Origin of the sequence: Maritalea myrionectae, from assembly GCF_003433515.1 — a bacterium.
Classification (GTDB): Bacteria; Pseudomonadota; Alphaproteobacteria; order Rhizobiales; family Devosiaceae; genus Maritalea; species Maritalea myrionectae.
In genome coordinates, this window is the sequence record NZ_CP021330.1 from 1,433,333 (window position 1) to 1,447,902 (window position 14,570).

The window sequence follows — 14,570 nt, forward strand, 5'->3', positions numbered from 1 at the left end:
AAAGCCTACACATGTTCTATTTTCTACAGCAATTTGGCGATGTTTTTGCGCCATTTAATGTGTTTCGCTATCTGACCTTTCGCACAGGCGGCGCAACTATTACAGCTCTGTTTTTCGTGTTCTTGTTTGGGCCGCAATTAATCAATGCTTTGCGCCTGCGCCAAGGCCATGGGCAGCCCATTCGGGAAGATGGACCGGCCAGCCACTTGATCACCAAAAAAGGCACCCCAACCATGGGTGGGTTGATGATTTTAATGTCATTGACCGCTTCGACCTTGTTGTGGGCGGATTTGACCAATGGCTATGTATGGATCGTGTTGGGCGTAACGGTCGGTTTCGGCGCCATTGGGTTTTATGATGACTATTTGAAGGTCAGCAAGGCCACCAATTCCGGCTTTGGTGGGCGTCAACGCTTGGCATTGGAAGCCGCCATTTCCGGCCTGGCTTGTTTTTTTGTGACCCAGTTGGGTGACGCGCCGTTTTCAACGTCGCTGGCCTTCCCGTTCATCAAGGATTTCATGCTCGATCTGGGCTGGTTTTTCATCATTTTTGGCGGCTTTGTTATTGTCTCCGCTGGTAATTCAGTCAATTTAACGGACGGGTTGGATGGTTTGGCCATCGTGCCGGTAATGATTGCGGCAGGGTCCTTCGGGTTGATCGCCTATTTGGTGGGTAACGAAATCTTTTCCGGCTATTTGTTGATCAATTTCGTGCCGGGCACAGGTGAATTGGCCGTGCTCTGTGGCGCGTTGATTGGTGCGGGCTTGGGCTTTTTATGGTTTAACGCGCCGCCAGCTTCCATATTTATGGGCGACACGGGTTCGCTGGCGCTGGGCGGCATGTTGGGCGCGATTGCGGTGGCCACAAAGCACGAAATCGTCTTGGCCATTATTGGCGGTCTGTTCGTTTTGGAAACGGTCTCTGTGATTGTGCAGGTGATTTCCTATAAGACGACGGGCAAACGCATTTTCAAGATGGCACCGATCCACCACCATTTCGAGCATTTGGGGTGGACAGAAAGCCAGATTGTGATCCGTTTTTGGATTATTGCTTTTGTTTTGGCCATGGTTGGTCTCAGCTCATTAAAGCTTCGTTAAGCAAAATCATCATCATTTTCTTTACCAAACGGCAAATGGTTGCGAGTTGGTAACCACTTTTGGTGTAATTTTATTCACCTAAAGTTTTTTGATTTGATTTGGTGATGGCATTTGATGTTTTCCCGCGAGTTTTCACGAGAGCGTAAAACACCCTTGGCTGAATGGTGGTGGACGGTGGATCGTCCGTTGCTGGCAGCTTTCTTTGCCTTGATGGGGGCGGGGGTGATCATGTCCTTTGCGGCCTCGCCAGCGGTTGCATCCCGCTTGGGCTTGAGCGAGTGGCACTTCATTGTGCGCCACATCTTCTTTTTGCTGCCGGCGACAATTGTAATGATTATGGGGAGTTTTCTGACCCCACGCATGGCGCGGCAGGCGGCCCTTCTGGTGTTGGCCTTTGGGTTGATAGCGCTGGCAGGCACCTTGCTAGTGGGCTACGAGGCGAAAGGGTCTCAACGCTGGATTGCGGTTGGTGGTTTTTCTTTTCAGCCGATTGAATTTGTGAAACCAGCCTTTGCGGTGATTTCGGCGTGGTTGATTTCGGAAAAAATGCGGTTGCAGGATGTGCCGGGTCATTCGATGACCATTATGCTGCTTACGATCATTGTTGGCATTTTGTTGTTGCAGCCCGACATTGGCCAAACAGCGCTGGTGGTGTTCACATGGGCAGGGCTTTTGTTTATTTCCGGCATTAGCTGGTGGCTGATTTCGCTTTTGGGCGGCTTGGCACTGGCCGCGATCACGGGGGCTTATTTCTTTTTCCCCCACGTGACACGGCGGTTTGATGCCTTTTTTAACCCGGAAACCGGTGACAATTATCAGGTTGAGAAGGCCTTACAGTCTTTGCTGGAAGGGGGCTGGTTTGGCCTTGGCCCGGGGGAAGGCGTTGCCAAGCGTTCATTGCCGGATGCCCACGCCGACTTTGTGTTCTCTGCGGCGGCGGGTGAGTTCGGCATTTTGTTCTGCTTGGTGTTGGTCAGCCTGATTGCCTTTATCGTGGTACGCTCCTTATTGCTGGCGCAGCAGCAAACAAACTTGTTTGCGCGGTTGGCCGTGAGCGCGTTGGCCATCCAGTTTGGCGTGCAATCGGCGATTAATCTGGCGGTGAATTTGAACCTTATTCCGCCGAAAGGGATGACGCTGCCATTTGTTTCTTATGGCGGCACCTCAATGATTGCCGTTGCTTTTGGGATGGGGCTTTTGATAGGGCTAACCCGCAGAAAACCACAGGAGACCATTCCGTCCGGTTTGCCGATTTCGCGGCTGACTGTTCGGCAGGAAGCACTATGAGCAAATTTGTGATGGTTGCCGGGGGCACCGGGGGGCATTTGTTTCCCGCTCAGGCATTGGCAGAAGAATTGTTGCGCCGAGGGCATACGATCTATTTGATGACTGATGCCCGCGCCAAGAATTATGGCGGAGATTTCCCAGCGGTCGAGACGATCATTGTGCCCGCAGCCACACCAAATTTGCGCCATCCGATCAAGGCTTTGAAAGCCGGGTTCACCATTCTTGGTGGTGTGCGTAAAGCGCATAAAGCGCTCAAACGCATCGACCCCGATGCGATTGTCGGATTTGGCGGCTACCCGACATTTCCGCCTTTTTTGGCGGCCTCATTGTTGGGCATTCCCGGCGTGTTGCACGAGGCCAACTCGGTGCTGGGGCGTGCCAATCGCGCGTTGGTGCGGTTTTGCGAAAAGCTGGCGCTGGGGTTTGACGAGACAAAATATGCAGAGCCCTATAGCAACAAAGTTGTGCTGACCGGCAATCCGGTGCGCGACATGGTGCATAAGGTTGCTGAAACGCCCTATCCACCGCTCGGCCCGGATCATGATGTGCGCATCACCGTTTTTGGCGGATCGCAAGGGGCGCAGGTTTTTTCGGACGTTTTGCCGGGGGCGATTGCGGCGCTGCCGCGGGAATTGCGCACACGGCTGAAGCTGGTGCAGCAGTGTCGCGATGAAGATTTGCAGCGTATGGTTGAAGTCTATGCGCAAGCGCGGGTGAGTGTTGAAGCGGCGACGTTTTTCAAGGATTTGCCGCGATTGATCTCGAAAAGCCATTTGGTGGTTTCGCGGGCAGGGGCCTTGACGGTAGCGGAAATGGCCGCGATCGGGCGCCCATGTATCTATGTGCCATTGCCAGGTTCAATCGATCAGGACCAGTTGAACAATGCCAAGCGCATGGAAGCGGTTGGCGGCGGCGTGGTGATGGAGCAAGCCGCACTTTCACCGCATTCACTTGCCACAAAGATTACAGAATTATTGGCCGATCCTGCCCAGCTGCAGCAAATGGCAGCAAATGCCAAGCAAGTCGGGGTGCCAGACGCGGTTCAGCGCTTGGCCGATCTCACAGAACAGACCGCAAAAGCGGGATAAAGGAGAGCATTGATGAAGATGCCACAAAATATAGGTCCAGTGCACTTTGTGGGCATTGGCGGGATCGGGATGAGCGGCATTGCAGAAGTGTTGCACAATCAGGGCTATCAAGTGCGCGGCTCAGACCTGACGCAAAACCCCAATGTGACGCGCTTGCAGGAAAAAGGCATCGCTGTTGAAATTGGCCAACGGGCCGAAAATCTCAAAGATGCGGCTGTTGTTGTCATTTCGTCGGCCATCCAAAAAGACAATCCAGAATTGATGGAAGCGCGGGCGCGCGCCTTGCCGATTGTGCGCCGAGCCGAAATGCTGGCCGAGATTATGCGCTTTAAGAACGCCATTGCCATTGGCGGCACACACGGGAAAACCACCACAACTTCGCTGGTCTCCACTTTGCTTGAGGCCGGGCGCATGGATCCGACGGTTATCAATGGTGGCATTATTAACGCCTATGGCACCAATGCGCGCTTGGGCGATGGCGAATGGATGGTTGTAGAAGCGGACGAAAGCGACGGCACCTTTGTCAAATTACCTGCCGATGTGGCGGTGGTGACAAATGTCGATCCTGAGCATTTGGACCATTATGGATCGTTTGAAGAGGTCAAAAAGGCCTTTATTACCTTTGTGGAAAATGTGCCTTTTTATGGCTTTGCGGTGATGTGTATGGATCATCCCGTGGTGCAGGCCTTGGTGGGGGAAATCACCGACCGTCGTGTCATCACCTATGGGCAAAACCCACAGTCTGATGTGTTGCTGAAAAATGTGCGGGTGAAAAACGGTCACAACGTGTTCGATGTGACCATTCGGCACCGCATTCAGGGTGGTGAAACGCAGATTGACGGGCTCGAATTGCCTATGCCGGGCATTTACAACGCGTTGAACGCGACAGCGGCGATTGCCGTAGCCAATCGGTTGGGTGTGTCGCCGGAGGATATCCGCAAAGGCCTGATGAATTTTTCGGGCGTGAAGCGCCGATTTACAACGACGGGCATTGTCGACGGTGTCCGCATTATCGATGATTATGCGCATCACCCTGTAGAGATTTCTTCTGTTTTGACCGCGGCACGCAGCGCCGCCAAAGGCGATGTGATCGCCGTGATGCAGCCGCACCGTTATTCGCGGCTTGATGATTTGTTTGAAGAATTTGCGGGCTGTTTCAACGACGCCAACACCGTGCTGATTGCGCCAGTGTTTGCAGCGGGGGAAGAGCCACGCGAAGGTGTTTCCAACGCTTCACTTGTGGAGCGGATGCGGGCGAAAGGCCATCGTGATGCCCGTATCTTGGAAGGACCAGAGCATCTGGCCAAAGTGCTTTCTGAGCGCGTGAAGCCTGATGATTATGTGGTGTGTCTGGGGGCAGGCAACATCACCCAGTGGGCAGCAGCGCTGCCTGACGAACTCAAAACTTATATCGGTGAGAAGTAACTTATGAGCTTTCCAGATTTATTGCCCCAACTTGGTGACTGGACGAATGACATTCGTGGTCGTTTGATTCCAAACCAACCTTTGAATGAAATTACCTGGTTTCGTGTCGGCGGCCCGGCACAACTTTATTTCCAGCCTGCAGATGAGGCCGATTTGCAGCTGTTTTTGAAAAATTTGCCCAAAGATATCAAGCTGACGGTGATGGGGCTTGGCTCCAACCTGTTGATCCGTGATGGCGGTTTGGACGGTGTTGTGCTGCGGCTTTCGGGCAAAGGCTTTGGCAAGGTTGAAGCGTTGGGCGACCACAAATTGCGCGTGGGTGCGGCATTGCCCGACGTGAAAGTGGCGACGGCCGCTGCCGAGCATGGCATTGATGGTTTGACCTTTTATCGCGGTATTCCGGGCGGCATTGGCGGGGCGCTTTATATGAATGCGGGGTGCTATGGCACTGAAACCAAAGACCGCATGGTGGAGTTGCGCGGTGTAAACCGCGACGGCGAGATCGTCACGCTGACCAATGCGGATATGGGCTATAAATATCGCAAGAATAATGGCCCGCGTGGCGTTGTTTTCACCCAAGCTGTTTATCAAGGGTTTGAAGGCGAGCCGGACGACATTAAAGCGCGGATGAAGGAAATCACCGAAACCCGCGAAGGGTCGCAACCCACGCGCGCCCGCACCGGCGGCTCAACCTTTAAGAACCCTGAGGGACATTCTTCTTGGAAATTGGTGGATGCGGCGGGCTGTCGTGGCCTTAAGGTTGGCGACGCGCAAGTGTCGGAAAAGCACTGCAACTTCTTGCTCAATTTGGGGGAAGCAACGGCGCACGACATCGAAACCCTTGGTGAAACGGTGCGCAATCGCGTGCGGGAAAATTCCGGCATTGAACTGCGCTGGGAAATTCGCCGCATGGGCCACTTTGTGCCCGGGCAAGAGGTCAAGGAATTTCTAGATGGTGATGTGTTCACCGGGCAGGTGTAAGCATGACCAAACATGTCGCAGTTTTGATGGGCGGCTGGGCCAGTGAGCGCGAAGTGTCGCTCTCATCTGGTAAAGCCTGCGCCGATGCGTTGGAACGGTGTGGTTATCAAGTGTCCCGCATTGATGTGGACCGTGATTTAGGCCACGTTCTCGAAGAGCTGAAACCTGATGTGGCCTTTAACGCGCTGCATGGTCGTTTTGGTGAGGATGGCACGGTGCAGGGGCTGCTGGAGATTATGGGCATTCCCTATACCCACTCTGGCGTTTCCGCGTCATCCATTGCGATGAATAAGCATTTGTCGAAAGTGTTTTTCAAAGCCAACGGCATTCCGGTCACCGACCATTTTGTTGCGTCGCGAGACGAAGTGGCCCGCAAGCATCAGATGGAGCCGCCCTATGTGATCAAGCCTGTGGCGGACGGATCAAGCGTTGGCGTGTTTATCGTCAAGCAGGGCACAGAACATCCGCCGCAAGAAATCTTGCGCACCGATTGGAAAAGCGGTGAAGAGCTGATGGTCGAGCGTTACATTGCTGGCCGCGAGCTGACATGTGCTGTGATGGGCGGTGTGGCCTTGGCCGTGACCGAGGTGATCACGGATTTAAACTTTTACAATTACGAAGCCAAATACGCACAAGGGGGATCAAAGCACATATTCCCTGCCGATGTTTCATCGAATATTTACCAAACTGCGCAGAAACTAGCGCTAAAGGCACATGAGAGTTTGGGGTGCAAAGGGGTGACCCGCACAGACTTCCGTTTATCCATGCATGGTGGTGAAGAGGGCGATTTGATTTGCCTTGAAATCAACACGCAGCCGGGTATGACGCCCACCTCGCTCGTGCCGGAAATGGCCGCACATGCCGGGCATGATTTTGAAGATTTGGTCCGCTGGATTTTGGAGGACGCCTCTTGCGAGAGATAAAGAAGCCACAATCGCGCGCGCTGGCACTGCCAGCGCCTATGCACTATTTGCCAGCCCTGCGCAAAACCAACCAGTTGGTGGCGCGCGGGCAACGCACTTGGGTGTTGCATAAGCGATTGGGCGTTCAGCTTTTGGCGTTGTTTATCGTGGTGCTTGTGTTGGGCGTCGGCATGATCAATCGCAACCATTTGGTGAATGGGGCAACGGTTGTGACAGAGAGCGCCGCCAGCCTGTTTGCGTATGCGGGCCTTGCGGTGTCCGAAGTGTCGCTCTCTGGATATGGCCTAACCAAAGAGGCCGCGCTTTTTGAAGCGATCGGTTTGCAGGGCAATATTTCGCTGGTCAATTTTGATGCAGAAGCAGCGCGGCAGCGCATTGAGGCATTGCCCTCCATAAAAAGTGCGACCATTCGCAAGATCTATCCCAATTCTTTGAACATCGAGCTGGTGGAGAAAACACCGATTGCGGTGTGGCGCATTGATGGGGTGAGCTTTGCCATTGATGCCAAAGGCGACAAGCTGGTGAGCTTGGAGCAGGGGGGCATTGACGGATTGCCGCTGTTCATTGGCGACGGTGCTGCTGACGATGCAGCCAGCTTGATTAAAGCGCTTGAACCATACGAATTGTTGCAGCAGGATTTGTTGGCGGTGAGCCGCATTGGCGATCGTCGTTGGGATTTGATCTATGATACGGGCCTGCGCATCATGCTGCCTGAAAAAGATGTCGATCAAGCACTGGCAAAGATCGTGGCATTGGATACTGAAAAGCAATTGCTGTCTCGCGACATTGAAATTTTAGATTTTCGTTTGAAAGATTTTATCGCTGTGCGTCCCGTAGACCGCGCAGGCACCGATCAGGATGAGGCCAACACCCAATGATCTCTGAGGCAATGACGGCGCGGCTCAAGCCGGTGCAACCAGGCAAAGCAAGCTTGGTGACCGTTTTGGATATTGGCTCGACCAAGATTTGCTGCATCATTGCACGCCTAACGCCGCAGCCTGAAGGCAAGGCATTGCGCGGCCGCACGCACCAGGCCGAAGTGCTTGGCTTTGCATTTGGCCCCTCTGCGGGCGTTAAAGGTGGCATCGTGACCGATTTGGACGCGGCTGAGCACGCTGTGCGGTCGGTGGTCGGCATGGCCGAGCGCAATGCCGGGGTCACCGTACAATCCTTGATTGTCAATATATCAGCAGGGCGTTTGGGGTCGGAAACCTTTGCCGCAACAGTGTCGCTTGATGGCCACGAGGCGGAAGCGCGGGATTTGGCAAAAGTGCTGCAAACCGTGAATGAGCGTTCGATCCGGGATGAACGATCCGTGTTGCATGCATTGCCCATCGGCTATTCGTTGGATGGCCATAAGGGCATTCAAGATCCGCGTGGCATGGTCGGCGATATGCTCGGCGTCGATGTGGCGGTGGTGAGTGCTGAAACACTTTCAATGCGCAATATTGAGCTGGTGCTTAATCGCTGTCACTTGCAAGTTGAGGCCTTTATGGCCACGCCTTACGCCAGTGGCTTGGCATGTCTGGTTGATGATGAGGCACAGTTAGGTGTGGCGATTGTCGATTTTGGTGGCGCCACGACCACTATGAGCGTTTTTAAAGATGGTTATCTTGTTTACGCTGATTCGATTGCGGTTGGCGGACAGCACATTACTCACGAAATCGCGCGGCAATTGTCGGTTAGCTTTGAAGATGCAGAACGGCTCAAAACGCTGTTCACCTCCGTGTTGCCAGGGCAAAGTGATGAACGTGATATGGTGTCCATCCAGCCTGTCGGATCGACGCCAGACGAAGCGCCGACGCAAATTCCGCGGACCACGCTTACCCGGATTGTCCGACCTCAAGTGGAAGACATATTGACCCTATTGCGCGACCGGATGGTGGCGACAGGTATGATGGATGTGTGTGGTCGTCGATTTGTGTTGACGGGCGGGGCCAGTGAAATGACAGGCTTGCCCGAAATCGCTCGCCGTGTTTTGGCGCGCAATGTGCGGCAGGGGCGGCCATTGGGCGTTGCCAAGTTACCCACCGTCGCCAAGGGGCCTGCTTTTTCAACAGTTGTGGGCATGCTGATCTATCCGCAAGTGTGCGAACTTGAATTTGTGGAGCCCACCGCCAAGTCTGGCGAGCACGGCAAATTCGGCTGGTTCAAAAATATCGGCCATTGGCTCAAGTCGAGCTTCTAATCCCTGATTAAAAAAAACAGTTGCGCTTTTGGCTTAAGCTGCGCCTTTAACACTCTGTTATGCTAAACAAATTCTTGCCTAGTCGGTCACAAAGTGACCCAAAATGCATTAAAGTTAATAAAAATGATGCAATTGTTAGGGAGTGCTTAACGTTCTGGCAGTAATTTTAGAGCCAACGGAGCACAATGGGGCCAGAAATGAGCATCAAACTTCAAATTCCAGATATTCAAGAACTCAAGCCACGTATTACGGTATTTGGCGTTGGCGGTGCCGGCGGCAATGCGGTGAATAATATGATCGATTCGGGCCTAGAAGGGGTCGAATTTGTTGTGGCCAACACAGACGCCCAAGCGCTCGCACTGTCTAAGGCAGAGCGGGTCGTGCAACTCGGCGTTGGCGTCACCGAGGGTCTCGGTGCAGGCTCGCATCCCGAAGTGGGGCGCGCAGCAGCTGAAGAGACAATTGACGAAATTTCAGATCACCTTAACGGGTCGCACATGTGCTTTATTACCGCCGGTATGGGCGGTGGTACCGGTACAGGTGCAGCGCCTGTCGTTGCCCGCGCAGCCCGCGAGCAAGGTATTTTGACCGTTGGCGTGGTGACCAAGCCTTTCCAATTTGAAGGCGCACGCCGCATGCGGTTGGCAGATGATGGCATTGATGAGCTACATCGCCATGTTGATACGCTGATTGTGATCCCAAACCAAAATCTCTTCCGTGTGGCCAATGAGAAAACGACATTTGCGGATGCGTTCTCCATGGCTGACGAAGTGCTCTTTTCCGGCGTTGCCTGCATCACCGACTTGATGGTGAAAGAAGGCCTGATCAATCTCGACTTTGCTGACGTTCGTGCTGTAATGCGCGGCATGGGCAAAGCCATGATGGGCACAGGCGAGGCCGAAGGCGAAGATCGTGCGCGTCACGCCGCTGAAGCTGCGATTGCGAACCCATTACTGGATGATATTTCCATGCAGGGCGCGCGCGGGCTGTTGATTTCGATCACTGGTGGTTCAGACCTCACACTTTACGAAGTTGACGAAGCAGCCAGCCGTATCCGTGAAGAAGTTGATTCAGACGCCAATATCATTTTGGGCGCGACCTTTGATGACAGCTTGGATGGTCAAATCCGCGTTTCGGTTGTGGCGACTGGCACAGATGCTGCCATGGTGCAGGCGATGGACCCAGTTGAGCCAAATGCTGATCGTGCCATTCGCGTGAACCGCGAGGCCCCAGCGACCGCGACAAAGCCTGACCATGAGGTAAAAGCGGAAGCACCAAAAGCCGAAGCTGCACCTGCGGATGAGCTGGATATCGCCATGCAAAAGGCGGTGAACCAGGCTTTGGGATCGAAACCAAATCATAAGGCACCGCAAAAGGATGATGTGACCGTTGAGCCATATCGCCCGAGTGCAGAGCCTGTCGCGAATATTGACGACGAACCTGCTCCTCGCGATGTGGAGCCACGTCAGACTTATGTGCCTCAAAGTGCAGAGCGAGTTGCACCGCGTCGTATGCCGCGTGCGGATGAACTGCCACGGGTCGCACAAGAAAGCGTTGCTCAAGCGCAACAAGAGGTGCAAAAAGAGCCGGGCAATGCTCGTGCCCTTTTCCGCCGCTTGGCCAGTAATGTAGGGCTGCAAGGCAAGGAAGAATTCGACGAGAAAAAAGCTGATGACGCAATGGCGCGGAATGCCGTGGAAGCTAGTCCTCAACGGCCTTCCAAGCCCCAAGGTGCGCAGGGTCAGCTTGATCAAACTGGGCGTCCAGCACCCCAGCCAACTGCACAAAAAGAGCAGTTAGAAATTCCAAGTTTCTTAAAACGCCACGGTTAGTTTTAAGGGCATAAAAAGAAAAAAGGACCCGAGGCGGCTTTCGTCTCGGGTCTTTTTTGTTTATCAAGTTTTAAAAAAGGCTGGGATATAAAACCCGATAAGCCGGAGTAGTAGATGAACAGATTTGCAACCAAGCAGTGCACCGTGGGGCGTGTATTAAGCTTTACGGGCATTGGCGTACACAATGGAAAGCCATCCAGCTTGACCATTGAACCCGCTGCCGTGGACAGTGGATATGCGATCCGTCGAAAACTTGATGACGAATCCTATTCAGCCACGATGCCCTTGCATCACAATCGTGTGTCGCGCACCTATTTGTGCACTGCAGTTGATTTGGGTGACGCTGGCACCGTGTCCATGATCGAACACATGGTTTCCGCACTTTCCGGCATGGGGATCGATAATGCGTTGATCACCGTTGAAGGCAATGAGTGTCCTGTGTTGGATGGCAGTGCTGGCAAATATGTGGAAGCAATCGTTGCCTCCGGCATCGAAACCCAACCTGCCGAGAAAATGTTCATTAAGATCAAACGTAGCGTTACCGTGCGTTCGAATGATGCTTTTGCCGCACTCGAGCCTTATAATGGTCGCGCGTTTGATGTGGAAATTGACTTTGAAAGCGACGTCATCGGTCGTCAGAGGATGATCTTTGATTGGTCGCCTAAGCGCTATGTTGACGATGTGTCTCAGGCCCGAACATTTGGCTTCATTAAAGATGCGAAAGTTCTGCGCCAGGCTGGCTATGCATTAGGCTCATCCTTGGAAAACTCCATTGCCGTTGATGAGGGGAAAATCCTCAATCAGGATGGCTTGCGCTACGAAGATGAGTTTGTACGCCATAAGCTACTGGACGCGGTTGGCGATCTCGCGTTGGCTGGAATGCCGATTTACGGCAAGTTCCGGTCTTACAAAGGTGGCCACGGATTAAATGCACTCGTGTTGAACTCTTTGTTCGCGAGCGAGCAAAACTATGAGATTGTTCCTGCAAGTGCGTTGCCGCTTGAATTTGATGCCCTTGAGGAACTGCCTGCAGGGCTGGAATTGCGCGGCTATATCCGTTCAGTTGGCTAAATCGGCATATTCAATCTTGTATCTTGCCTTAGTTTCGTTCATTTTCCCCCCTACATCGTGCTGATGAGTGTGGGTTTCGGTTGATAAAGGCTTTTTAATTATGGGTATTGCAAACCTTCAAAACGGCGTTGCAAAAACTTTGATACGCGCAGCATTGGTTGGCGTTTTGGCCACATCATTGACCGGTTGTGCTGGCATGAGCCTGTTCGGCAAGCCCAAGATTACCGAAGAAGAGATCATTCCCGCCGAAACGCTTTACGATAAAGCAATCGATTATGTGGAGCGTGAACGCTTAAAATCTGCGCTTGAGACTTTTTCAAAGTTGGAGCGGCAACACCCTTATTCTGAGTTTACCGAGCGTTCGCGGATGATGACCACGTTCATTTATTTCCGTTTGGGTGATTACGACCGGACCATTTTGGCTGCAGACCGTTTCTTGGCGCTTTATCCTTCGTCGTCTGAGGCACCTTATGCGATGTACCTGAAAGGGGCGTCGCAGTATAATCAGATCAAAGATTTGACTCGGGATCAGCAGACTGCGCAGGACGCAATTGCGACATTCCAGTCTATTATCAACAATTACCCCGACTCACGTTACGCCAAAGATGCGAAAGAGCGCATTTTGATTGCGCAGGATCAGCTTGCCGGCAAAGAGATGTCTGTTGGGCGTTATTATCTAGGCAACAAGCAATATACTGGTGCGATCAACCGTTTCCGGACTGTGGTAGAGGATCATCAGACCTCAACACATGTGGAAGAGGCGCTGTTGCGCTTGACCGAAGCCTATATGGCGTTAGGACTGGTACAAGAGGCGCAAACCGCTGCTGCTGTTTTGGGACACAACTATCCCTCTAGCGAATGGTATCAGGATGCGTATAAACTGCTGCAAAAGCAGGGTTTGGCCCCTGAGGTAAACGAGGGTAGCTGGTTGGCAGGATCGCTGAACGGCTAGCCCAAAATATGGGTTAATCGGGCATGCTATCAGCCATTTCAATACAAAATATTGTACTGATCGATCAGCTAGATTTGCCGTTAGAGGGCGGCATGACCGCCCTAACTGGTGAAACGGGCGCCGGTAAATCCATTCTGCTTGATTCGCTTTCATTGGCCCTTGGTGGGCGTGGCGACAATGGTTTGGTGCGCAAAGGCACCGAACGTGGCCAAGTCGTGGCCAGTGTCGAGTTGCCCATAGACCATGCGGTTATGAACATGCTCAAAGAAAATGAGCTGATGAGCGACGGCGAGATTATTTTGCGCCGGGTTCAATATGCCGATGGGCGCACGCGCGGCTTTGTAAATGATCAGCCGATTTCTGCCAAATTGATGCAAAAGATTGGCCAAGAGCTGATCGAAATTCACGGCCAACATGATGATCGCGCTTTGGTTGATCCCTCAACCCACCGCCATCTGCTCGACGCGTTCGGTGGGCACCAGAAGCTGCGCGCCGCGACCCAAGACACCTATAAAGCGCTCACGGCGGCTCAGGATGCCCTCAATCGTCAGGAAGCGGCAGTGGAGAAAGCGCGGGCTGACGAGGATTATGCACGCCACGTGGTGGCTGAGCTGGAAGAGTTGAACACCGAAAAAGGCGAAGAAGAAGAGCTAGCAGCACAGCGGCAACGCTTGATGGAGCTTGAAAAAGCCGCTGATGAAGTGCGTGACGCCGATGAGGTCATCAATGGTCCTTCGGCCCCTTCTTCTGCTTTGGCAGGGCTGATGCGGCAATTGATGCGCAAGGGTGATGGCGAACAGAACCTATTTGGCGCTGTGGTGGAAAATATTGATGCGGCGCTGGTGGCGCTTGATCGCACCTCGGAAGCCCTCGAAGACATTAAGCGCCAAATGGAATTTGACCCCATGGAGCTTGAGGGGGCAGAAGAACGGCTGTTTGCTCTCCGGGCCGCCGCACGCAAGCATCAATGCTTGGTGGATGAGTTGCCGGATATTTTGACCAAATATCAAAAGGCCATTCATGACCTTGAGCAAGGTGATGAAGATTTGACCCATCTGCGCGAGGCGTTGGCCAAGGCGGAAGCTGAATATCGTGGCGCGGCGATTGAGTTGAGCGAAGCGCGGGCAAAAACAGCTGCTGACCTCATCAAAGCTGTGGAAGCTGAATTGCCCGATCTGAAATTGGGGCAGGCGCGGTTCTTGGTCGATCAAAAGATTGATGAGGAGCGTGTCAGCGCAAGTGGTTTTGACGTGATTGAATTTCATGTGCAAACCAACCCTGGCACCAATCCCGGCCCGATGATGAAGGTGGCCTCTGGTGGTGAGCTTTCACGCTTTTTGTTGGCGCTGAAGGTGGTGCTGGCGGACAAGGGGTCAGCGCCTGTGCTGATTTTCGATGAGATCGATACTGGTGTCGGCGGCGCGGTGGCGGATGCCATCGGCAAGCGCTTGGCGCGGCTTTCGGAAAAAGTGCAGGTTTTGTGTGTCACCCATGCGCCGCAAGTGGCGGCGCGGGCCAGCCAGCATTTGCTGATTGAAAAGCAGGTGGTGGACGAGGGGAGCCTGACCCGCACCCATGTGAAGCCCTTGGATGAGGCGGCACGCCGCGAAGAGATTGCCCGCATGTTGGCGGGGTCGGAGATTACAGATGAGGCCCGCGCTGCGGCCAATAGATTGCGTGATGAGGTGGTGGCGTGAGCGACAAAAAGCCCGTTGAGGAGCTGACC

12 protein-coding genes are annotated in these 14,570 nt (G+C 53.4%); all 12 read left to right on the forward strand.

Features of this window, described 5'->3' with window-relative positions:
* The first annotated feature begins 11 nt into the window (after positions 1-11).
* The 12 genes from mraY to recN all read left to right on the forward strand — a co-directional run bounded on the left by mraY (position 12) and on the right by recN (position 14,541).
* Positions 12-1,097 (forward strand): phospho-N-acetylmuramoyl-pentapeptide-transferase, encoded by a 1,086-nt coding sequence (gene mraY, locus MXMO3_RS07055; RefSeq protein ID WP_027834453.1) that lies wholly within the window; start codon positions 12-14, stop codon positions 1,095-1,097.
* Between the two features lie 114 nt (positions 1,098-1,211).
* Positions 1,212-2,384 carry an FtsW/RodA/SpoVE family cell cycle protein gene (locus MXMO3_RS07060; RefSeq protein WP_117395407.1) on the forward strand — a complete coding sequence of 391 codons (1,173 nt, stop codon included), beginning with the start codon at positions 1,212-1,214 and terminating at the stop codon, positions 2,382-2,384.
* Complete coding sequence (gene murG, locus MXMO3_RS07065) at positions 2,381-3,472, forward strand: undecaprenyldiphospho-muramoylpentapeptide beta-N-acetylglucosaminyltransferase (protein ID WP_027834451.1); 1,092 nt, start codon at positions 2,381-2,383, stop codon at positions 3,470-3,472. Before MXMO3_RS07060 ends, murG begins: the two co-directional genes overlap by 4 nt.
* 12 nt (positions 3,473-3,484) lie before the next feature.
* Positions 3,485-4,897, forward strand: coding sequence for a UDP-N-acetylmuramate--L-alanine ligase (gene murC / locus MXMO3_RS07070; protein WP_027834450.1), 1,413 nt, complete (start codon positions 3,485-3,487; stop codon positions 4,895-4,897).
* Positions 4,898-4,900: 3 nt separating this feature from the next.
* A complete protein-coding gene (gene murB, locus MXMO3_RS07075; protein WP_027834449.1) occupies positions 4,901-5,878 on the forward strand; it encodes a UDP-N-acetylmuramate dehydrogenase in 978 nt (325 codons plus the stop codon).
* 2 nt (positions 5,879-5,880) lie between these two features.
* Positions 5,881-6,801 carry a D-alanine--D-alanine ligase gene (locus tag MXMO3_RS07080; RefSeq protein WP_117395408.1) on the forward strand — a complete coding sequence of 307 codons (921 nt, stop codon included), beginning with the start codon at positions 5,881-5,883 and terminating at the stop codon, positions 6,799-6,801.
* Positions 6,789-7,679, forward strand: a complete 891-nt coding sequence (locus MXMO3_RS07085; protein ID WP_117395409.1) for a cell division protein FtsQ/DivIB — start codon at positions 6,789-6,791, stop codon at positions 7,677-7,679. Before MXMO3_RS07080 ends, MXMO3_RS07085 begins: the two co-directional genes overlap by 13 nt.
* The gene (ftsA, locus tag MXMO3_RS07090) at positions 7,676-8,989 is read left to right on the forward strand and encodes a cell division protein FtsA (protein WP_036221656.1); all 1,314 of its coding nucleotides are present in this window, start codon (positions 7,676-7,678) and stop codon (positions 8,987-8,989) included. Before MXMO3_RS07085 ends, ftsA begins: the two co-directional genes overlap by 4 nt.
* Before the next feature lie 197 nt (positions 8,990-9,186).
* Positions 9,187-10,821 (forward strand): cell division protein FtsZ, encoded by a 1,635-nt coding sequence (gene ftsZ / locus MXMO3_RS07095; protein WP_027834446.1) that lies wholly within the window; start codon positions 9,187-9,189, stop codon positions 10,819-10,821.
* Between the two features lie 114 nt (positions 10,822-10,935).
* Positions 10,936-11,892: a UDP-3-O-acyl-N-acetylglucosamine deacetylase gene (gene lpxC, locus MXMO3_RS07100; protein ID WP_117395410.1), complete on the forward strand. Its 957-nt coding sequence runs from the start codon at positions 10,936-10,938 to the stop codon at positions 11,890-11,892.
* A 100-nt stretch (positions 11,893-11,992) separates the two neighbouring features.
* Positions 11,993-12,844 (forward strand): outer membrane protein assembly factor BamD, encoded by an 852-nt coding sequence (locus MXMO3_RS07105; RefSeq protein WP_117395411.1) that lies wholly within the window; start codon positions 11,993-11,995, stop codon positions 12,842-12,844.
* Positions 12,845-12,867: 23 nt separating this feature from the next.
* Positions 12,868-14,541, forward strand: coding sequence for a DNA repair protein RecN (gene recN, locus MXMO3_RS07110; RefSeq protein ID WP_027834443.1), 1,674 nt, complete (start codon positions 12,868-12,870; stop codon positions 14,539-14,541).
* Positions 14,542-14,570: the final 29 nt, after the last annotated feature.